17 protein-coding genes are annotated in these 20,990 nt (G+C 45.2%); 1 reads left to right on the top strand and 16 read right to left on the bottom strand.

Annotation, left to right across the window (positions count from 1 at the left end):
- Nucleotides 1-72: 72 nt before the first annotated feature.
- From ODZ53_RS20955 to ODZ53_RS20920, 8 genes are all read right to left on the bottom strand, one after another.
- A complete protein-coding gene (locus ODZ53_RS20955; protein WP_372679749.1) occupies nt 73-642 on the bottom strand; it encodes a helix-turn-helix domain-containing protein in 570 nt (189 codons plus the stop codon).
- Nucleotides 643-808: 166 nt separating this feature from the next.
- Nucleotides 809-1,408 carry a response regulator transcription factor gene (locus ODZ53_RS20950; RefSeq protein ID WP_012684534.1) on the bottom strand — a complete coding sequence of 200 codons (600 nt, stop codon included), beginning with the start codon at nt 1,406-1,408 and terminating at the stop codon, nt 809-811.
- Nucleotides 1,405-2,547, bottom strand: a complete 1,143-nt coding sequence (locus ODZ53_RS20945; RefSeq protein WP_041749242.1) for a sensor histidine kinase — start codon at nt 2,545-2,547, stop codon at nt 1,405-1,407. The genes ODZ53_RS20950 and ODZ53_RS20945 overlap by 4 nt, the downstream gene beginning before the upstream one ends.
- Nucleotides 2,548-2,610: 63 nt before the next feature.
- Nucleotides 2,611-3,669 (bottom strand): Delta(5) desaturase DesA, encoded by a 1,059-nt coding sequence (gene desA / locus ODZ53_RS20940; protein WP_372679746.1) that lies wholly within the window; start codon nt 3,667-3,669, stop codon nt 2,611-2,613.
- A 252-nt stretch (nt 3,670-3,921) separates the two neighbouring features.
- Nucleotides 3,922-4,947, bottom strand: coding sequence for an ABC transporter substrate-binding protein (locus ODZ53_RS20935; RefSeq protein WP_372679744.1), 1,026 nt, complete (start codon nt 4,945-4,947; stop codon nt 3,922-3,924).
- A gap of 117 nt (nt 4,948-5,064) precedes the next feature.
- Complete coding sequence (locus tag ODZ53_RS20930; RefSeq protein WP_372679742.1) at nt 5,065-6,654, bottom strand: helix-turn-helix domain-containing protein; 1,590 nt, start codon at nt 6,652-6,654, stop codon at nt 5,065-5,067.
- A 113-nt stretch (nt 6,655-6,767) separates the two neighbouring features.
- On the bottom strand, nt 6,768-8,828 hold the full coding sequence (gene fhuB, locus ODZ53_RS20925) for a Fe(3+)-hydroxamate ABC transporter permease FhuB (protein ID WP_372679790.1): 2,061 nt from the start codon (nt 8,826-8,828) through the stop codon (nt 6,768-6,770).
- Nucleotides 8,829-8,848: 20 nt separating this feature from the next.
- Entirely contained in the window at nt 8,849-9,868 is a 1,020-nt protein-coding gene (locus ODZ53_RS20920; RefSeq protein ID WP_173626976.1) for an ABC transporter substrate-binding protein, read from the bottom strand.
- 432 nt (nt 9,869-10,300) lie between these two features.
- Here ODZ53_RS20920 and ODZ53_RS20915 point away from each other — a divergent pair, with 432 nt between their 5' ends.
- On the top strand, nt 10,301-11,116 hold the full coding sequence (locus tag ODZ53_RS20915; RefSeq protein WP_372679740.1) for a DUF4097 family beta strand repeat-containing protein: 816 nt from the start codon (nt 10,301-10,303) through the stop codon (nt 11,114-11,116).
- A 106-nt stretch (nt 11,117-11,222) separates the two neighbouring features.
- Here the strand turns inward: ODZ53_RS20915 and ODZ53_RS20910 are convergent, their stop codons facing one another.
- From ODZ53_RS20910 to ODZ53_RS20875, 8 genes are all read right to left on the bottom strand, one after another.
- Nucleotides 11,223-12,098, bottom strand: coding sequence for a hypothetical protein (locus ODZ53_RS20910; protein WP_372679738.1), 876 nt, complete (start codon nt 12,096-12,098; stop codon nt 11,223-11,225).
- 38 nt (nt 12,099-12,136) lie between these two features.
- Nucleotides 12,137-12,796, bottom strand: a complete 660-nt coding sequence (locus ODZ53_RS20905) for a uridine kinase family protein (protein WP_372679736.1) — start codon at nt 12,794-12,796, stop codon at nt 12,137-12,139.
- A gap of 505 nt (nt 12,797-13,301) precedes the next feature.
- A complete protein-coding gene (locus tag ODZ53_RS20900; protein ID WP_372679734.1) occupies nt 13,302-13,925 on the bottom strand; it encodes a hypothetical protein in 624 nt (207 codons plus the stop codon).
- Between the two features lie 190 nt (nt 13,926-14,115).
- Nucleotides 14,116-15,993: an FtsX-like permease family protein gene (locus tag ODZ53_RS20895; protein ID WP_372679732.1), complete on the bottom strand. Its 1,878-nt coding sequence runs from the start codon at nt 15,991-15,993 to the stop codon at nt 14,116-14,118.
- A gap of 13 nt (nt 15,994-16,006) precedes the next feature.
- Complete coding sequence (locus tag ODZ53_RS20890) at nt 16,007-16,774, bottom strand: ABC transporter ATP-binding protein (RefSeq protein WP_372679730.1); 768 nt, start codon at nt 16,772-16,774, stop codon at nt 16,007-16,009.
- A gap of 176 nt (nt 16,775-16,950) precedes the next feature.
- On the bottom strand, nt 16,951-17,958 hold the full coding sequence (locus tag ODZ53_RS20885) for an ABC transporter substrate-binding protein (RefSeq protein WP_372679728.1): 1,008 nt from the start codon (nt 17,956-17,958) through the stop codon (nt 16,951-16,953).
- Between the two features lie 159 nt (nt 17,959-18,117).
- Nucleotides 18,118-19,569: a polysaccharide deacetylase family protein gene (locus tag ODZ53_RS20880; RefSeq protein ID WP_372679726.1), complete on the bottom strand. Its 1,452-nt coding sequence runs from the start codon at nt 19,567-19,569 to the stop codon at nt 18,118-18,120.
- Nucleotides 19,570-19,758: 189 nt separating this feature from the next.
- Complete coding sequence (locus ODZ53_RS20875) at nt 19,759-20,988, bottom strand: efflux RND transporter periplasmic adaptor subunit (protein ID WP_372679724.1); 1,230 nt, start codon at nt 20,986-20,988, stop codon at nt 19,759-19,761.
- Between the last annotated feature and the right edge of the window lie 2 nt (nt 20,989-20,990).

Raw genomic sequence — 20,990 nt, 5'->3', positions numbered from 1 at the left:
ACCCTTTAGCAACCATTCGGTCAATAAAGGGTCATAGTCGTGGTAGTCTATGAACATACAGGGGATCGATTTTTAGACCCCGTATTTCAATATAATATGGAGCACAACAAGCTCGTCGGACTGATTTATATAGGAATGCGTGCCATCTGCACAAAAACTAATCGAATCATACTGATTCAAGACGTATGACTCATTATTTACATGGATGGAAAGGGTTCCTGACATAACCGTCGCAATTTCCGTTGTATTGTGGTAGTGCTTCTCTGGATAGTATGAGCTATTCGGCTGTAAATAAGCTCTATACGTTTCAATTTCATTACTTACGTTTTGAAAGATTGGCTCAATGACCCAATCTTTATTATCCCCAGCGATTCTAAGTCCCTTCCCAGCTCTGGACAGATTTACACTGTTCTCGGTTGAGAATAACGCCAAGAGTGGGATAGATAAGCATTTCGAAATTTTCCACAGCACCCCGATTGTTGGGTTGGTTTCTCCACGCTCAATATTTCCAAGTGTCAGCTTGCTCACACCTGATAATTCTGATAAATCTTCCAGGCTCAAATGCTTCTCTTTACGAATTTTTTTTAATACCCCTCCAACCTGTAAAACAACTTGTTTAGGATCATCGGTTTCTGGATTCACGTTAAGCCTCCCTTTACCATCACGATGGAAACTATAAAAAATATGCTAGTAGCATTCCTATACGATAGTAATGAAATCATACTAAATATACCAGATCATCAATCATAACCCCATAAAAAAGAAACCCTTCCTGCCAAAACAGAAAGGGCCTTCTCCAGCTGGTCTGCTACTTAAACCAGCCTTTTTCCTTTGAATGCATAATCGCCTCGATCCGATTGCTCACACCGAGCTTGTCGAGAATGACGGAGATGTAATTCCGCACAGTCCCTGTCGTAATGTACAGCTGACTGGCAATCTCCTTGGTGTTCTTCCCGTCAGCGACCAAAAGCAGGACTTCCTTTTCCCGCTCCGTCAGCGGATTCTCCTGCCCGTATGCCTCATCGACCAGCTCAGGCGCATAGATCCGCCTCCCAGCCATAATGCTGCGAATCGAGCTAGCCAGCTCTTCGCTCGGGCTGTCCTTGAGCAAGTAGCCGTTTGCTCCTGCCTTCAGAGCTCGTTCGAAGTAACCAGGGCGAGCAAAGGTTGTAAGAATCATCACCTTGCACCCGCTGCCTTTCAATTCCTCGGCAGCGTCTAATCCACTTTTTACTGGCATTTCGATATCCATAATGCAAATGTCGGGCTGATGCTGATGCACGAGCTTGACCGCATCCTCACCATTACTTGCTTTTCCGACGACCTTCATATCCTCTTCCAAATCAAGCAGGGAAGCAAGGGCTCCCAAGAGCATTCTCTGATCCTCTGCAATGACAATGCGAATCATCTTCCCGCCTCCTGTTCCGGTTGTTTGAAGATGTTGGGTACCCGGATCACTAGCTGTGTTCCAGAGACTGAGGACTGGATTTCCATGCTTCCGTTGACAAATTCCAGCCGTTCCTTCATCCCACGCAAACCGTTGCCCCGGTAAACCAATTCCTCCGCCATTCCAATGCCATTATCCGTTACACTTACAACGAGATCGGTACGAGTAGGTTCGATGACAATGGAGGAGGCAGTGGCATTGCTATGCTTCACAATATTGTTGACCGCTTCTTTCAGGCACATGCACAGCACGTTTTCTGTCATCAGCGAAGTATTAGTCAGATTCGTGTCGCCTTCCAGCACGAACTCGATATCCGCTGCCTTGAAAATTTGTTTGATCCGAAACATCTCATCCTCAAGCCGCGTCCCACGCATTTGCGTGACCATTTCCCGTACTTCTTTCAAAGCGATTCGCGCCGTTTGCCTGATTTCCTCCAGCTCCGTTCTCGCAAGAGCAGGATTTTTGTTGATCAGCTTGTTCGCCAAATCACTTTTCAACCCAATCAGGGAGAGCTTCTGCCCCAACGTATCGTGCAAGTCACGGGCAATGCGTTGGCGTTCCTCTAGCTTGACTAGCTCTGAAATCCGCTTGTTCGCATGCTCCAGCTCTCCCTGGAGCTTCTCGCGCTTATTCCAGTTGTACGTGGTCACGGGCAAGAGAATGACAGCAACCATGCTAACCAAAACAAACGGAAGCTGGCCAATCAATTGCGCGTTTTTGGTAAAGAAACCGATGTTGACCGATATGGCGGTACTAATCAAATGAACCGTGTACAGCGTAACAAAGCCGATCTTGTTCTCGATATTCCCGATAAAAAACGCCAAGAAGAGCGAGAAATACACATAGCCGAACATCAAGGTCATGGCGATGGATATGATGATCTGCACACCCGTCCAAAAGTAAATCAGCCAGCCCTTCGACAGAAAGGAGAATACATAGCAAATGAAAAACAGAATGATCATGATGATTCCGATCACCGCTTCGTACGTCGAGGATGACCGGAAAATGAAATAAAATGGCAGGATGTAGAAGACAACCCACACATAAGGGCTCAAGCCCGTATTTTTTTGAAGAATGTGATACCACTTCTGCTTTTGCATCCTTGCCCACCTTTTCTTCGCCACTCTCTCAAGTGTATCGGAATTCAATGGTTTATGGCAGGCTTATTTTCCTTCCAAACTCGGTTTGGAGCCTTGGAGTGCATCCATGATCGCTTCAGATCGAACAGCAGCCAATCGCTTGATGCCTTTGAAGCTCACAAAGCGCTTGTTGCTCTCATCCCATAAATGAAAACGCAGGCACTGCACGCTGGCCGCCAGTGTAATCGTTGTCGCCATATGAAGCGGCGGTGTCTCGTTATGTGCTTTTTCCAGGTTGTAATTCGGTACCCGTGGGCTTAAATGATGGACGTGGTGAAAGCCAATATTGCCTGTGAGCCATTGCAAAACCTTTGGCAGCTTGTAGTAGGAGCTTCCTTCTACTGCTGCTTTCACGTAGCTCCACTCTTCTTCGTTCTCAAAATACGAATCCTCATACGTATGCTGTACATAAAACAGCCAAATCCCAAACAATCCTGAGACAAAAAAGATCGGACCTTGAATCAGCAGAAATGCTTGCCAGCCAACCGCCCAGATTAAGACCGCATAAAGACCAACCAGCAGCACATTCGTCAAATACGTATTCAACCGCTCTTTGCGGCGAGCACGTTTTACATTAAAGCGATATTGGAGCAAAAAGACAAAAATTGGGCCCAAGCCAAACATAACAATCGGATTACGATACAGCCGATAAGCAATTTTACGCCAGATAGGAGCTTCAAGATATTCATTAACAGTTAACATCCACAGATCGCCTACGCCTCGTTTGTCGAGGTTGCTGCTCGTAGCATGGTGAATATTGTGACTATTTTTCCACTGTTCATACGGCACGAGGGTAATCACACCCGTAATTGTCCCCACGATGTCATTCGCCCAACGATTTTTGAAAAAGGATTGGTGGCAGCAATCGTGGCAAATGATGAAGGTACGGATGACGAAGCCAGCTGCAACAATGACGATAGGCAGCGTCAGCCAATAGGACACAGATAGACTGAGATAAGCTCCGTACCAGAGCAGAATCAGGGGAACTAACGTATTGATTAGCTGTCTGATACTCTTTTTCATGTCTGATTTTTCAAAGGGGGCAACATTCTTTTTCAACTCGGCAATGTTGGCTTGATGCATCAATCGTTTCCTCCTCGACCGAAGCGCATGAAACGTGGAGTGCGCCGGACACTATATTCTATCTATATTGTAGAAAATAGCGTCTGGCCGCTGTAGTCATAAACGTCAAGTCGGAGACATGACAAATGTCATGGTTGAACAAGCGACTTGAAAATTTAAGGTACATAAACTAAGCAGCTATCCCATATTATGCCAAGAAAAGACCCCATCCATACTTTGGATGAGGTCTCTCGCTTTGACGCCGTATTGTTCTTACTTCCCATCGAGGCGCTTCACGATATCTTCGAGCAGCAAATTCGCTGCCTTGATGCCGCCTGCTTTGTTCCAAACCGTTTCGTCTACTTGGTAAACTTGATTGGTCTTCGCCACATTCAGAGATTGGAAGACCGGGCTTTCCATCCATTTTTTCGCATTGTTCGAAACATCTTTAGATTCTTTCGTTGGCTCCGTTACCCAGTAGAACAGGATGTCCCCATCCATAGCGGACATACCTTCTTCACTGATCATTTCTGCAAAGTTGTTTACGTCCTGGGAAGCTGGACGTGCGAGTCCCAGTTGATCGAGCAACACACCGCTAAAGGTATCTTTTTGATAGATTTGTACACCTTTTTTGGAGAATTTCGCTACGGACACTTTGGTAGAAGCTTTCGGACCAAGCTTTGCTTTCGCAGCAGCTACACGATCATCGAATTCTTTCAGGACTTGCTCGCCTTCCGACTTCTTGTTTAGTGCTTCTGCATAAAGCATGAAGTTGCTTTTCCATCTACCGGACAGCTCTTCTGAGAATACGGTTGGAGCGATTTTGGACAGTTGATCGTAAATTTTTTCATGACGTACTTTGTTCCCGATGATCAAATCAGGGCTCAGGCTTACAATCGCTTCGAGATTCGGCTGGTCTTCGAAGCCCAACACTTCTACACCTGTCATCTCATCTTTGATGTGAGGATACCAAGGATCTTCATCCCATGACTGTACAGCAGCGATTGGCTTAACGCCAAGTGCAAGCAAGGCTTCGGTACCTTCATTTGTTAAAATTACCACGCGTTCTGGTGTTCCCTTGATCGGAGTGGTACCCATTGCATGTTTCACTTCACGTACTTCATTGGAATCGGCTGGTGCTGATGTTGGAGTAGCCTCAGTCGTCGTGCCCGATGCAGCTGGCGCTTGTTGAACTTGGTTGGCATTGCCTCCACAACCGGCAAGGACAACCAGCAAGCACAGTGCGAAGAAGCTGGTCATGATGTGGCGCATGGTACGTAAACTGGTCTTACTTTTCATATCGAGAATGCCCCCACTTCTGCTTATCAACTTAGTGATAACAATTATCAATTGATAGTATATAGAGACTCCTCTTACTTTTCTATGGACGTGATTGTCTAATTCCCATGGACTAGATTACCCCTGTGCGGCCTGGAGAAAATATGCTTTGCTCCTTTGAATCGTATGCTCTCTGCCAAACGGTCCCCATGGGTCCCATTCGTGATTGGCGGGATGGTACACTTTGTTTTCCCTCACCGCACGCATGTCTCTCCACAACGGGTTGTTCCACAGTGCTGCCACATGCTCCCGTTCACTCCAGAACACGATGATTCGCTCCGGGTTTAATTCGATCAGATCGTTGAGCGCATTTGGTATATAGGCCGCATGGGTCACATTCGGATCAGGCGCAAATCCAAGCTTGTGATAAAACAAATCAGCGAGGGCGTGCCCCTCTACACCATACAGGCGCACCTCATCCGCAAGGACGCGAATCATCGTCCATTCACCCTTGCGTGTAACCGGCAACAGTGCATCTCTTGCTTGTTTTTCCACGTTGTCGATGTGCTTGATGATTATCTCTGCCTGACTCTCTTTCTTGAAGAGCGTCGCCAATCTGGTTTGGTAGTCAATCCAATTCGGATAACCGTCAAAAAAGATCGTTCCTCTTATTTTCTCCCAGTCTCCTGCCTCCCGATTGTGGAAAAAATTCATCCTGACAATCACATCAGGCGACAACCTCAAAATTTCTTTCGGATCGATAAACTGCTCTGCATTCAATGCTTTTGTCCCGCGCAGCTTTTGCTGTAAATAAGAAGGAAAGCCCGTCCTCGTTTCAAAGTAGTTCGGGAAGGAGGGGGCAGCAATCGGCTGAATTCCCATCGCAAGAAAATGATCCTGCAAAAACAGCTTGCTGACCACGACTACCCGCTGGTCACTTTGCTTCATATATATTTGCGGCGACAATCCTTCGCGTTTTTTGAAGAGTCTACTAAAATACAGCTCATCGGTATAACCTACGTTACGAGCTACATCCTTCACGCTTCCTCCAGAATGGGCAAGCAGCTCCTTGGCATGCTCCATCCGCAGCCCAGTCAAATACTCCCCGGGTGTCATTCCCGTCACACGTTTGAAAGCACGGCAATAAGAGCTGGGGGTCAACCCCGCCAGACTCGGCAAGCTTCCCAATTCCAGTGACTCGCGGTAGTGTTTTTGCATGTAGGCGATGGTCTCCTCAATTGCTCCAATGCCCTTTTCCTCTTTCTTTTTCTGTTCATCATAAACAACACCAAGCAGCTCGTAGAGCAACGCTTGGCTCCGCAAAAAAGAAGAGTAGTCCTGTTTTCGTGTCAATTGCGAGAGCTCCTCCAATACCGTAAGAAATGAGGCGGGTGTAGAGGCAGCCAAAACCTCGACTTCTTTCCTCTCGGGAGCGCTCTCGTGCTGATCGTGTCTCGCTTCTGCGTAATGCAGCCTGTATATGTGCAACGGTCCTGATTGGCACCGCAATTCTTCTATCTTCGTCGTCGGGTGCAACAACAAGAGCTTTCCGGTGTCGAGCACCTGCTTTTGACCATCAACCGTCATCTCTGCACTTCCTTCTGCCACATAGCAAAGGACATGGGTGTTTATCTCCACCTGACGCAGGTGAAAATTTTTCAATCGCTGTTTGCGAAAGGCGATCATCAAAAAGCCAGGATAATCTTGATTAATCGTCAACGGATTCACATCCTTCTATCACCGGAATAGCAAGAAAAAGTAGACAAGCTGATTGCCGGAATCAGCCTGTTCTACTTTCATCATGTTGGAGATCTTTGTATTTGGCAAGTACTTGCCCACGTCTATTGTAAGGAACGATTCGAACGGAACATCAGCAAGAACAGATAGGGCGCGCCTAGCAACGCCACCACGACCCCCGCCGGAATATCTTTCGGAATCATGACGATCCTTCCTAGCAAATCAGAAGCAGCCAACAATACAGCTCCAAGCATGGCTGAGACGACGACTGCACGGCGATGATGGGGGCCAACCAGCATACGTGCTGCATGTGGAGCGAGAAGGCCGATAAATCCTACGGCTCCGACACTGGCAACTGCCGCTGAAGCGAGTAACACGGCAATGACTGCCACAGACAACCTCGTCACCCGCACCTGTAACCCCAATCCAGTCGAACTCTCGTCGTTAAATGACAAGAGGTCAACACGACGTCCTAACCACCACGCGATCGGTGCTAAAACGAGGATCGCAGGCAACAGGCGGCCTACTTCCATCCATCCCCGCCCGTATGTACTTCCTGCCAGCCAAGTGAGTGCAGGCGCTGCCAAGATCATCGAATGTACGATTAAGATATTAATAAGGGCGGCACCTGCGGCAGAAACCGCAATTCCAACTAGCGTCAAGATGATTGGATTGAGTCCCCTTCTCCAAGAGACTGCATACACAATCGCAGCGGAGATGATTCCCCCTGCAACAGCCCCAAGCGGCATCCAAGCCGAGAATTGAGGAAGCACGAGGAGCACGATAATCGCCCCTACACCCGCACCACTCGTGACACCGACAATCTGCGGATCAGCCAGTGGATTACGTACTGCACTCTGCATGAGACTTCCGCTGATCGCGAGTGCTACACCTGCCAACATCGCTGTCAACAGTCGCGGCATCCGAAGCTCCAACACCAATTGACTGTACATCTCGTTTCCTTGTCCCATGAAAATGGCGATGATCTCCGTCCAGGGCAGGTACAAGTTTCCGCTAGACAAGCTGAGCATCCAAACAACCACGAGCAGCACCGTAAGCATAGACACAATCAATGGATACGAAACTTTGCGTTGTGCTCCACCGACACTCATCGAGCCTCCAGTCCCAGCAGTCATACTGCGCGAGACACGCAAAGCCAGCCAAATCAACCATGGGCCACCAATAGCAGCCGTGATGGCTCCTGCCGGAAGTTCACCATAATGATTGATGAACATACGTGCAATCGTATCAGAAGCCACAAGCAGCGCTGCCCCCCAGATGGCACATAACGGCAGCAGCCATCTATGCTGGGTGATGCCTGACAATCGCACCAGATGCGGAGCCACGAGTCCGATGAAACCGATTGGACCGACCACACTGACACTAACGCACGTAACCAAGATCGCAATAAACATGGTGAAAAGCCGTGTTTTTGCCACCTTTTGCCCCAATGACTTCGCCGTTTCTTCATTAAGGCTAAGTACATCAAGCTGCCTGGCCATAAAAAAGCTGATTAAAATCCCAGCTACAATCCAAGGCCAACTGAATTCTACACCCGACCAGTCATTTTGCTTCAGGGAGCCCGAGCCCCAGAGGAAAATGCCATTTGTCGTTTCTTCGTTAAACAAGATGATGGCACTCGTCAAGGAGGAGTACACCAAGGTGACGATCATCCCGGATAATGCCACACGCACAGGCGTGCCTTTTCGCCCGCCAGACATGAAGTATACGGTAACGGCTGCGAGTATTCCGCCCGCCATCGCAAATGGAAGCGGGTGGTCATGCAAGAATGATGGCCAAAAAACCATCCCGAACACCACGAAGAAATAGGCACCCGCATTTACTCCCAATGTCGTTTCCGAAGCGAGCGGGTTTCGTGTCACTGTCTGCATCAAAGCTCCGGTAATCGCCAATGCTGCACCAGACAAAAGCCCCATGACCGTTCTCGGAAGCCTGACACCTTGTATCATATGGTGATCGGAAATGTCCTGCGGAGCAATAATGGCCTGAATAACAGAACGCAGAGAAATGTCTGCCATCCCCTGTGTCAAACTGACAAATGTAAGCACGAACAGAGCGACAAGTCCACTCCCTAACATCAAGAACAATCTCCAGCCCCCTCTTGGTGAGGAAATGGCTGGAGTGATGTCAGTTCGTGTGAACATTTTATTTTTGGCTAAACTCATTATTTTGCCAACAGATCAACAGCTTTATTCGCAAGAATCTTTGCAGACATGGTACCACCATACGGCCACAAATCTCCGCCCAGCGCATAGACGCGATTTTCTTTCACAAAAGTAAGGCCGTTCCAAACTGGGTTGTTTTTCAATTGATTCTCAATCACGTTGTCATCATTTTGAATGATATGGAGGAAATTCGCATCCTGCAACGCTGGAAGTGCCTCCACATCTGCCAGTGTCATTCCTGTTTGCTCAAATTTCTTAGGCTTATACTTATTTGTCAGACCAATATTTATCAAGATGCTTGCTGCTGTAGAGTTATCCGTAGACAAACGGAATTCTACTGCATTTTGGCTGCTGTAGCCCATCGCGAGGACAAATGGAACTTTATCTGCACCAGCTTTGGTTAGCTTTTCTTTTGCTTCCGCATAAGTCTTGTCGAGGTCTTTCAAAGCAGCTTCAGCTTCTGCATTTTTACCCGTAATATCCGCAATTTGCTTGAAAATCTCGATCATTCGATCATACTGTGATCCCTGACCTTCAGCAGGATTCGTATCAAAAGCAATCGTTGGAGCAATTTTGCTCATTTCGTCGTAATTGGCTTCTACATTTCGTTTAATACCGATAATCAAATCTGGCTTTAACATCATGATCGATTCCAGGTTCGGGGAAGTACGACTCCCTACATCCACTACTTCTGGAGCAATCTCCACCGGGAGTTTGACCCATTTTTTCATATTCGGAATATCTGCAATCCCTACAGGCTGAATACCAAGAGCCAACAAATGCTCTGCTGAGCTCCATTCCAATGCAACGATACGCTTAGGAGTACCTTTGATAGTCGACTCTCCCATCATGTGCTTCACTGTGCGCACTTGCTCTTCTGCCGGCTTCGCCGCGTCAGGTTGAGCTGTAGCAGCTTGGTTGGAACCAGATTGTGCCGTTGACCCTGCGTTACCGCAAGCAGCAAGTAACAGCATCGCAGACATAAATACAAGCATCACTGGTAGTTTTATAAGACGCATGAAAAAATTCCCCCTTACTTTTCTAGGTGTTACACCGAATGAGAAAGGATGATGGACATGATTTCCAATCAACCATTGATTATGATAATGATTATCATTATCTTTGTCAACGGTGAGATGTGTTCAAAGTCTTAAAAAAATCTCCAGACTCAGAAAAATTCGTTTTAGACTGAACCCGAATAATAATAAAACAGCAGCGACCTAGGACTTGAAAAAAGTCTTAGACTCGCCGCTGTTTTATTACGCTATTCGATTCATCATGTGCCTCTAGGTTTAAAGGCGGAGGCTCTTCTAGACTTAAGTCCAGTTCTTATTCAAGCCAAAGTCCGTTACCAAATCTTTCTGACCACTGTACGATTAATGTACAAACAAGATCACGTAATTTGAAATGACGGTCTGTCTAGCATATGCAGCAGAAAGGAAGATAAACGTTTGAACAAGAACATGAAGTTAGCAATGATTCTCCTGGCCGCTGCCAGTATCGGAATCGCTGGATGTACGAAGGAATCCTCCGTCACTAGTACACAAAGTTCTTCCCAGCAAAACGCCTCTATACCGACGAACACAATTGCAAATTCAGAAACATCGGACATTAAGAATGTCTCGAATGCAGGAAAAGGAGATATTTCTCAAATAGATGTAACTAACATTCATTCCCTAAAAATTCAGAGTAACGCTGCTATAGTTAAAGTCATAGGAGACAAACAAATCACTCAAGCAGAATGGGAATTATCCAAGGGCAGTTCACAAGGAATAGATACCAACGTGACTACATCGATGCAAGATGGAACATTACAGATTATGCTTAAACAGGAACAAAAGAAGTTGATAAATACGGATCCATTGCCATCCTTAACAATCCATCTTCCTTATAAAGACTTCAAATCCCTTGAGATAGTTAATGAAGTTGGCAACATATTCATTGAGTCAGAATTGTCGGTCCAACATTTAAATGTGAGCAGCAATGCTGGCAACATCACCGTAACGGATGTCATTGGCAAGGAAAGCAGTAACATATCTACTAACCTTGGAAACGTAGAATTCGCTCTACCGGATCAATTAGCACCTCTATATGTAAGTTTATCAACTGAAATGGGGAATATTGATAATCAGGTTAATCTTGAAAAAGCAACAAATACCACATCGGTTGTTTCCAAAGAACTCCATGGATATGTGGGTGAGGCTCAATCCGAGAATGCAACCCTCAACATCTCCACACAAGTGGGCGAAATTCTATTCAAAAAATAAGTGTCATCATCGTACCAGGCTTGCCATAATCATGATCAGGCCTGGTATTGTTAGCATCCATTATTAGATCAACAGACGAATGGATACTTGAGCCCACTCTGTAATACTATGTTCCAGTACGCATCCCAACCTTGCTCGAAATTTTTACTATATCATTACGATCACGACCTGAAACAGCCCAAATTTCGTCTCGCTTTAAAAAATAAAGGGTCAACAAACCATTGCACTTAACCCATATTGCAGGACGGTCCTGGTACTCGGTTATTTCGAAAGTGGGAGATTCTTCACTAGTTATGATATGGGCTATCTTAGGGGCATAAGGAAAAGAAAGCCAGCAGGTGATAAAATCCCCCATATTATTAATAACCCAGCGCCAGCCGTATGAGTTTTTCAAGATAGTACGATTTTCTTCATCAAAACCGCAGAGAACACCTTCTAATTTCGGGCTATGGACGAGATGACGCTCAAGTCTAACCACGTTAATTTGAAATCCTTCAACAGCTGCTGAAACAATATTTTCTTTTTCTAACGAAGCAAAGCCACGAAGACCATGAAACGCAAGTAAATCAGCGAGAGTAGCTATTCCCCACTTTTTCCGCTCTTCATCTGTTGTGGCTGGATCAACACATGGTAAACGATAGGTGCCACCAAAAGAAATCAACTGATTACCATATTTTGCTGGAATACCTTGCCAGACAAGCCATCTATCCAGTGCTACAGCAGCGAGCCATCTTGCTTCGTGATATCCGAGCTCACTTGCTTTCTTAGCTAATTCATGCGCTTGAAACCAATCATCTAATGAATCACCATGTTGGAAGATTAACGCAGCGTGAAAAAAATCAATGCCTTCAGTCACCCCTCCTTCGGAAAGAATTCCTCGTACCCGATTCCTCCTTAACATATCTCTTTCTACACGATCAACTGGGGTATTCTTTAAATCACTTTGATCTTCTTCGAGCAAACGTCTCAACTCGATATTCATCAGAAAACTTCTCCTTATTTATTTAACTAATGAACCCGTTAGCTGAATAATTTAAAATCAAATGTATTTTTTTCTAGACATACTCCTTCATCAGAAGCTTTGATAATAATATCAAACCGCTGACTGTACGGATGCATAAACACTTCGTACTGAATCCGACGTTCTTCATGTGACTGCCTTAAATAGTTGATATCGGTTCCTCTTTCAACAATATCACGGCTCAATCTTCTCTTTAATTCCGTTTCACCATCTGTATAAAAGTAAATTTTTAAATCAAATAAATCAGGTTTAATAAATGCAACACTCATTCCTTCAACAATCGTTACTTTGTTTTTTGAGGAGATTAACTCGCTCTTCACATAATGAGCATCTATCGTATATAAATCTAAACCGTCTCTAACCATCTGAACATCTCTTTCTAAAGAAGGTAAATGATGTGCTGATGGATGACAAGCAGTCATTTTATAACGGTGATTTTCGTTTTGATATGTATAGTCGATAATTGTATGCTTTCGTATGTTCGAACTAACCATATACGAATCTGTATTAATGTAATTCACTTCATTTTGATTTAGTAGGTTTACGAGCCGCTTAGTAAACGTTGTTTTTCCAGCAGCTCCATGTCCTGAAACACCAACAATAATCTGATCATCAGCCATTCTGATCCAATTTATGATATCTTGTAATAACTTATCCATCTTTTCCCCCTTAAATATTGTTTAACGAAATAAAAGCGCAATATTCTTCCCCTTTATCATACATGAAATTAAAAGTGGAGGTATAAATTCCCACTATACCCATTTTTAAATATAATTTTCATTCGGTAGCAGAAAATCAATCCCTTCTACCTATTTACGTAAGTTTCCCCCTACGTGCTTAGCAATAACTCTCGCTTTTGTAGGTATCCTGATCCTTTACAAGCCGTACACTCGAAGAGCGTTGCTCAACTATCCTGCCCGTTAGCGTAATGTCCGAAAGTCAGGCTAATACTATATTTTCTCAGTCTAAAACATTATTATCTTTGATCACTTAGACTCGCAGGATCATTACACTACGGGCAGGATAGTTCAAGCAACCAAAGCCTTATGGTCGTGATAAAACGTAAAGGGGCTATCTAGAAAGTCAGTCTACGCCGACTTTCTAGATAGCCTCACTCAAAAACAACTTTGGCATCTCAACAGGTTCAGTCTACAACACTAATTCCTAGAGCTCTTGCTTTTTCGTAGGAATAATCTCTCCCGTTTTCGCATCTATTCCAATCGTGATAGATTGTTTGGGATCTTTTCCAGTAAACGTAAGGTTATATCTGCTAAATTTGCCTACAAAGTTGTCTACAATATTGGCACTTGAAATCACATAGGATTTTGCTTCTGGATGTGAGGCATAGAATTTATCTACCCCGGGTTTTACATTTGGGTATGATAGAACTGTAGCAGCATCCAATGATTGTATGGTATAGCTGAGGTTCCCCGTTTTCGAATCTATTGCAAAGTGAAAAAAGTTTTTTGAATCTTTTTCAAGTCTAATAACATACTTATCATACTCACCTTTTGAAACCACATCTTGATAAGCACTGATCTCATAAGATTTTGTTTCTGAAAACTGTGCATAGACGTTATCGATTGCTGCTTTCACAGCCTTGTCGGCAAGAGCTTCGGAAGCTGAGAGCTTTTTGTAAGTTCCTGCATACAATTCTTGATTTTGAGCTACAGTCTTTTTAGTTGGGTTTTCATTTGCACTTACTACTAAAGCTCCAGATAGGGAAATCGCAGTAGCCAATCCTAAAGCTGCCAAACGTACGGATGTTTTTTTAAGGTTTATTTTCATACCAATTCTCCTTCGTGTTTATGATTTCTTTCCTAGGTATAAGTTAGAAAAAACTTCTAAAATATAAAGTGGGGTAAACTTAAAATTTTTATTAAAGTTCTTTGGTCATATAGCTTATCCCATGTTTTCGTCCCTTTCCGTAAAAAAAGAAAAAATCCCCCTCTAATGAGGAGGATTGATTTTCTTAAAATTACGCTTCTTTTGGCAACACAATTCCACGATAAAGCTGAACTGTAATGTAATAGTAAATCGCATAGATCACAACGAAAATCAGCGTTGGAATCCAGATGTTCAGGTACGGATCCAAAAGGATGAACGAGAACATCTCCATACCGATCAATACGTGCATCAGACCGATGATCGCCGGGAAAATGAATACCATGAACAGCTCTTTATAGATCGAGCCTACGAGCAACGATTGACGTACGCCGATTTTTCTCAGCATGCTGTAACGATCTTTGTCACGGGAAGCACCGGACAAGATTTTGAACATCAGGCAGCTCGCCATCATCGCCAGGAAAGCAATTCCGAGGAAGAAGCCCATGAACATCGTTCCGCTTGTGAAAATATACATCCCCGCATACGTGCTGTATTTGGAAGAAGTGTATACGTCTTTCGCTTCCACATTTGTGATAGACCCAATCAGTTGCTTTTGACGTTCATCCATGGCTTTTAATTCCTGCGTGTATTTCAAATAGTCGTCAACCTGGGCAAGGAGAACCTTGTGTTCACTTCCAGCAGTTTGCTCATACGTTGCCTGATCCACAACCAGAACAGATTTGCCCTCAATCATCTGGTAGTTGATAAAGTTGGTGAATATCGCTTTGTCCCAATCCTCAGGAATAGCATCGTATTTACCTTTGTCATCTTTTGACGAACTAACGATATACGTCTCTTTCGGAAGCGGATCAGTCACAAGTTTTGGCTTGTTGTCAGCAGAGTAATTTTGAATGCTGTTCGTGGAAAGCAGTAACGGATTTGCCAGCAAGTCTTCCTTCAAGTAGTAATACGCCTTGTCGTCAACTTTGTATCGATACGTATTTTGCTCCAGAACGTTCATTTTTTTCAGTGCCTGATAATCCGCGTCAACCGGATCATGCAGATTCACGTCATACACATGAAACACCGTGGTAAACAAATTGACGTTTTGCTGGAAGGCCAAGCCCCCTGCCATCGCCCCGACACCAAGCCCGATCAGCATAGCTACCGTACCGAGAATTTTGGTCAGGTTGTTCACCCGAAAACGTAGCTGAGCAAAGGTGAATGCGTTCAGCTTGCTGTCATTCAGCTTTTTATTTTTCTTCAAAGCCTGTACAAGAACTGGCAACAACGAGATGAAAATCAAGTACGTCCCGATGGTGCATGAAATCGCTCCTACGATAAAGCCGAGTGCTTGCAGGTACATAATCAAGTGCAAGCATGTATAGCCCAGAGCCAACAGAATCACGCCAAGGATAGCGACCAAAACGGCTCCGATTCCTTTTGACTTGATTTGGTCATTTTGCTGCTCAGCACGGATGAGAGCGAGCTCAGTTGCGCGAGCCAAACGAGCAGCATTGATCGTAGATGTGATGATAAACAGAATGAGGAAGAATCCCCATGTCATCCAAACCGCTGGCAGATAAAAAGGATAGTACCCATCTGTCGAAATCTCCAGCAGATTCATGAGCAAGACGCCGATGCCGCTTGCGAGCGCAATACCAACCAAACTACCGATCACTAAGGAAATAATCCCCATCGTCAATGTTTCCAGGAACAAAATCTGGCTGATTTTCCCCTTCTTCGCTCCTAAGACCATGTACATTCCGAGCTCTTTGCGCCGCAGCGAGAGTAGGAATGAGTTGGCATAGAAAATATAGAAAATCGTGATAAACGCCAGCAGGAATGCCCCTACATTGAAAACGATCTGAATCGAAGAAATCATCGCGTTGTTTTTCGTGTAATCAGAATTGAGGGCAAGCGTCTGGAACATGTAAAAAATCGAAATGGAGATGACCAGACCCACGAGCAGAACCAGATAGTCCTTCATCATCTTCCGCATACTGGACAAGGATAGCTTGAAAAGCATGAATCGTTACCTCCTAGCGTACATCATGTGATGCACCTAGCTCGGCCAGTACATCCAGAATTTGTTTGAAGAATTGCTGACGATCTCCCGTACGTTGAATCTCGATATACAGCTTGCCGTCCTGAATGAACAAGATCCGTTTGCAATAACTCGCAGAAAAGGCGTCGTGCGTAACCATCATGATTGATACTTGGTGGTTCTCGTTCAAATCTGTCATCGTTTCCAGCAAGCTTTTCGCATTCTTGGAGTCGAGGGCGCCTGTCGGTTCGTCCGCCAGCAAAATCGCAGGATCATGCACAAGTGCGCGTGCTGCCGCGGCGCGTTGTTTTTGTCCCCCGGAAATTTGAACCGGATATTTTTGCAAAATCTCTTCGATCCCGAGTGTTTGTGCTACTTTACTTACTTTGGTGTTGATCTCTTTGGAAGGGACCCCTTGCAGAGACAGCGGCAATGCAATGTTCTCATACACGGACAAATTCTCTAGCAGGTTGAAATCTTGAAAAATGAAGCCGAGCTTTTGCGAACGAAAATCTGCGAGCTGATTACGCTTCATCTGTGTAATGTTCGTTCCCGCAATCTCAATAAAGCCTTCTGTTGGACGATCCAGTGTGGAAATCACGTTGAGCAAAGTCGTCTTACCCGAACCGGATGGCCCCATGATTCCCACGAACTCACCTTTGTCTATGGTCATCGATACGCCTTTTAAGGCATGCGATTGGCTTTCACCTTTTGACCCATATATTTTTTGAACGTCTTTCACTTCTAGTACAGCAGTACTCATTCTACGTTCCTCCATTCTATCTATTGACTCGCGTTCGTTGTTTCCGTCGCTATTAACTGTAACCAAATTCCAGAATAGGAGCTATTGATGTTCCTTACAGTTTTCTTTACATTTTGTAAGGTTTATTTCGTAAGACGAAAAAAAGTCATCCGGCGAGGAATGACTTTTCTTGTGATCTATTTTTTGCTCTTGTTCTCTTCGTGTCTTTTGATCAGCATATCTACGAACATATCAATCTGTGCTGTGATCGCGATTGGGTCATAGCGATAGAATGTATCGTAGTCGTTGTAGAAGATCTGATTGTTTTTCGCAGCAGGGGTAGCATTCCAGACAGCAGACTCCTGTAAGGTCTTCAAGGCTTCACTATTTTTTTCCGGATTGTAGAAAGTCACGAACATGTAATCCGCAGCGTATTCTGGCAAGGTTTCCATGGACAGCTGTAAGGTTTGCTCTTTGGATTTGTCTGCGTGCGGCATTTTCAGCTTCAATGCATTGTACACGGTTTGACCACCGCGCCCTGCGTGATCGCCGAAGATCCACAAATCTCCTTTGTTCGTCAGCTCGTAGAGACCAACTGTTGCATTCTCATCCACGATGCCTTTCAGCTTTTCGCGCCCCTCGGCAGCCTTTTTGTCAAAGTCTGCAATGAACTTGTCTGCCTTTTCTTTATCGCCAACCACTTCTCCGAACAATTTGAGGGTATCATAAATGTTTGTCGCCGTACCGTACGGAAGATAAACGGTTGGAGCGATTTTGGACAAGGCTTCATAATTATCGTCATACATGACGACGATGAGGTCAGGAGCCAGCTCTAACGTTTTCTCCACATTGATCCGCGGGCTGCCCACGTCCTGCGCATTTTTTAATGGTTCAACGGTAAACGGGCTTTTAAAAGCTTCCGTCTCTGCGCCGATTACATTTCCGCCTACTGCAATCAACTCGCCTGCGTAGTAATCCGTCACAATACGCTGTGGCTTGTCAGGAATTTGAATGGTCCCTTTGGGTGTTTCGATGCTGCGCATTTTGTTCTCAGTAGGGGCTGCTGTTGACTTGTCAGCTGGCTTGGAAGCAGAATCCGTTGCGGGTGCTTGCGTTGCTGTATTTGCTCCACCGCATGCCGTCAAAAAAAGCGAGAACACCAAAATGACAGCAAGGACAGCCTTTACTGTTTGGTTCGTAAGCATGATGAGCCTCCCTTATGTACGTTTGTAAGATAGATGTAAGTAATGTCATAATCGATATTGATTATCATTATCGATAAAACTATAACAAACAGTATTTTTACTGTCAATCGCCCGAGCTTTGCGAAAAAAAGCAAAAAAAATCCCTTTCTGAGAAAGGGATTAGTTGTCGGAGCGGCTTTGTTTGATCATGTCGTCCATCTTTACAAAGGTGTAGCCTTTGCTTTTCAGGCTTTCCAGTACAATTGGGAGTGCTTCAATCGTGTGGATGTCATCGAGCATATGCAGCAAAATGACACTGCCATTTTTCGTCTTGCTCATGACGCCATTTACGATATCTTGGGCGCTGTTTTTATTGTCCCAATCCAATGTGGTGACATCGTACAACGCAATGACCTTGTATCCCGTAGCTGCAATCACTTTGGCTGTATGATCGTCTACTACGCCAGTCGGCGGACGGAACAGCATGACAGGCTGCTGTTGGATAGCTTCAGTAATGACCTGGTGTGCTTTGACCACGTCCTTTTGTAATTCTTCCGCTGTCAGCGTCGTTATGACCGGATGGCTATACGAATGGTTGGCCACATCATGACCACTCTCCACCATCGCTCTCGCCAAATTTGGATTGTCCTCCACCCCTTTTGCCCGTAAGAAGAACGTCGCTTTGACATCATGCTCTGCCAAAATGTCTAATAGTTTCGTTACGGTTTTGTCGCTTCCCCAGTCGTCAAAGGTGAGCGCGATCTGTTTTTTATTTGTGTCGACCTGAGAGATGATTTTGTACTCGGCATTTTCGAATTGCGGATTCAGTTTTACTGCGTCAAAGCCTGGTATTTGTTCCAGCGGCTTGCGTTCACCGCCGTTTTTCACCATCTCACTGAGCGGGACAAACTGGTAGCCGATATCCGCTGCTGCCTTGGCGATCAACGGAATGGCTGGGATCACCTCAGGATTGATGTCTGTATTGAGTGAGATAATGCTGCCTCTGGACATGTAGCGAGTTATGTAATCTCCAATGGTTTTGGCGTCTTTTTGCAAATCACGGTCCTTTGGGTTGATATTGTAGCTGACGACCGCTTCCATCCCGAGATGGGCGGCTGCCAAACGGACGTCATCCGTCACATCGCCAGATTTAGTTCTCACATAGCGAGGGGAAATACCCGTCTCGCGTTTGATGACTTCATTACTCAACTGAATCTCCCGATAAATTTGCTCGTAGCTGAGCTTGCTCATATCCAGTTGATTCAATGTGTTGTTCTGGATTTCATGACCCCGGGCCAAAATGTCCTTGGCGATGCTTGGCTCCTCGGCGACACGCATACCCGGCAGAAAAAAAGTGGCTTTGATCTTATGGGCATCTAGCTGCTCCAAAAGACTTTTCATCATCTTATCGTCGCCCATGCCGTTAAACGTCAGGGCCAGTTCCTTGCGCCCCGTGTATACATAAGGCAGCACCTTGCTTTTTTCACCCGTGTAACGAGTGATATTCTGTTTCTTCTCTGTCTTCTGGCGCTCTGTGGATTCATCTTTGCTCGCAAACATCGAGCATCCAGAGACGAGCACGACTGTCATGAGCAGTGCAATTCCTTTGCACAGTTTTGTAGATATAATCACGTATGACTCCTTATCCCCTCATTGCTTTGATGTCGGGATTATGCAAAAGTTCGAGGCATTGATTTTTAACTCTCCATTGATCATAGCTAAAATTATACTCTGTTTAGCATATTTGGTAGAGTAAATGTTTTTACCATTTCATAACAAAAAGAGACGGATCTGCTCCGCCTCTTTTTCTTCCCTATCTACTTACTCCTGAATACTCACCTTGCCGCCATCTGCAAGCAGCGTCTGTCCTTTTACCACGACTTTATCTCCATTCGCTAGGCCGGATACTACTTCAATCAACTCGCTTGTCGAGTTGCCCGTTGACACTTCCACTTGCTTGGCTGTTTCCCCTTCCAGCTTGAACACGTATTGTCTGCCTTCACGCTCAAATACGGCCTTGCGAGGAATGACGAGTGACTTCGCTCCATCTGAGCTTTGCGGGAAGGTAACATTCACGACCATATCGGACTTCAATTCATGCGAAGCATTCGGAATCGTGATTTCTACCGGATAGGCTTTGAGCTGCGAATCCATGACAGGACTAATCGCCGTTACATTTACATCAATCGTTTTGCCTGTAGACTGCACGTTTACTTTGACGACTGTTCCTACTTTTACTTTCGTTACATCTGCTTCAGACAAATTTGCTTTGACCACAAGTGGATTCGTTTTGACGACGGTCACAATGGGTTGCTGGCCTGCCATTTGCCCTACTGCTCCGGTCACGCTTGCGACAAATCCGTCGATGGGGGAGACAACCTTTGCATTTGCCAGTTGCTCACGAGCATTTTGCAGTCTGACCTCGGACTCCGTTACACTCGCTGCCGATACTTGCACACCCGTTTTTTGTTTCGCGCCTTGCAGCTTCTGCTTTGCATTGTCATAGGCAATCTGGGCTTTTGTGAGCGTTGTATTTACCTCTTCCATTTTCTCAGTAGCAATCGCTCCCTCTGCGAGTAGCTTCTGATTACGTTGTTGATTCAGTCTGGCGTCAGCAAGCGCTCGTTCTGCTTCCGTCAAATCATTTTGTGCTTCCACCAAGCTTTGGTTAGAAGTGCTGCCTGCTTGGGTTAAGTTCGCTTTTGCCACACGGAGAGCTGCTTCTTGCTCTCTTACACTGTTAGACAACTCATTCGTATCGAGTGTAAACAATAATTGTCCTTTTGTTACGGCCTGACCCAGCTTTACTGGGAGAGATGCAATTTTCCCGCTAGTTTTTGGTGACATTTGGACTTCCTCACTTGGTGCCAATTTTGCAGTCAATCCAGCCTCCGATGTGACCACGCCGTGTGCCACCGTTGCAACCTGTACAGGGGTAACCGTTTCTGCTGGAGGAGCAGCAGTCGTCGCTGCATCCTCCTGGCTTGCGCAGCCTGTGATCAAGGTAAGGGAAAGTAGCGCCACAATCGCGATTCTTTTATTTTTGATCATGA

It is taken from the genome of Brevibacillus sp. BD137 (genome assembly GCF_041644655.1).
Classification (GTDB): Bacteria; Bacillota; Bacilli; order Brevibacillales; family Brevibacillaceae; genus Brevibacillus; species Brevibacillus brevis_D.
This window is presented reverse-complemented; position numbering and strand designations above follow the sequence as displayed.

Bases quoted from the DNA above. Each gene is read 5' to 3' on its own strand.
- ODZ53_RS20950 (WP_012684534.1), bottom strand. From the start codon at position 1,408: ATGATTCGCATTGTCATTGCAGAGGATCAGAGAATGCTCTTGGGAGCC.
- ODZ53_RS20900 (WP_372679734.1), bottom strand. From the start codon at position 13,925: ATGAAAATAAACCTTAAAAAAACATCCGTACGTTTGGCAGCTTTAGGA.
- ODZ53_RS20890 (WP_372679730.1), bottom strand. From the start codon at position 16,774: ATGAGTACTGCTGTACTAGAAGTGAAAGACGTTCAAAAAATATATGGG.
- ODZ53_RS20935 (WP_372679744.1), bottom strand. From the start codon at position 4,947: ATGAAAAGTAAGACCAGTTTACGTACCATGCGCCACATCATGACCAGC.
- ODZ53_RS20945 (WP_041749242.1), bottom strand. From the start codon at position 2,547: ATGCAAAAGCAGAAGTGGTATCACATTCTTCAAAAAAATACGGGCTTG.
- desA (WP_372679746.1), bottom strand. From the start codon at position 3,669: ATGCATCAAGCCAACATTGCCGAGTTGAAAAAGAATGTTGCCCCCTTT.
- ODZ53_RS20875 (WP_372679724.1), bottom strand. From the start codon at position 20,988: ATGATCAAAAATAAAAGAATCGCGATTGTGGCGCTACTTTCCCTTACC.
- ODZ53_RS20920 (WP_173626976.1), bottom strand. From the start codon at position 9,868: ATGCGTCTTATAAAACTACCAGTGATGCTTGTATTTATGTCTGCGATG.
- ODZ53_RS20895 (WP_372679732.1), bottom strand. From the start codon at position 15,993: ATGCTTTTCAAGCTATCCTTGTCCAGTATGCGGAAGATGATGAAGGAC.
- ODZ53_RS20910 (WP_372679738.1), bottom strand. From the start codon at position 12,098: ATGAATATCGAGTTGAGACGTTTGCTCGAAGAAGATCAAAGTGATTTA.
- ODZ53_RS20905 (WP_372679736.1), bottom strand. From the start codon at position 12,796: ATGGATAAGTTATTACAAGATATCATAAATTGGATCAGAATGGCTGAT.
- ODZ53_RS20885 (WP_372679728.1), bottom strand. From the start codon at position 17,958: ATGCTTACGAACCAAACAGTAAAGGCTGTCCTTGCTGTCATTTTGGTG.
- fhuB (WP_372679790.1), bottom strand. From the start codon at position 8,828: ATGTTCACACGAACTGACATCACTCCAGCCATTTCCTCACCAAGAGGG.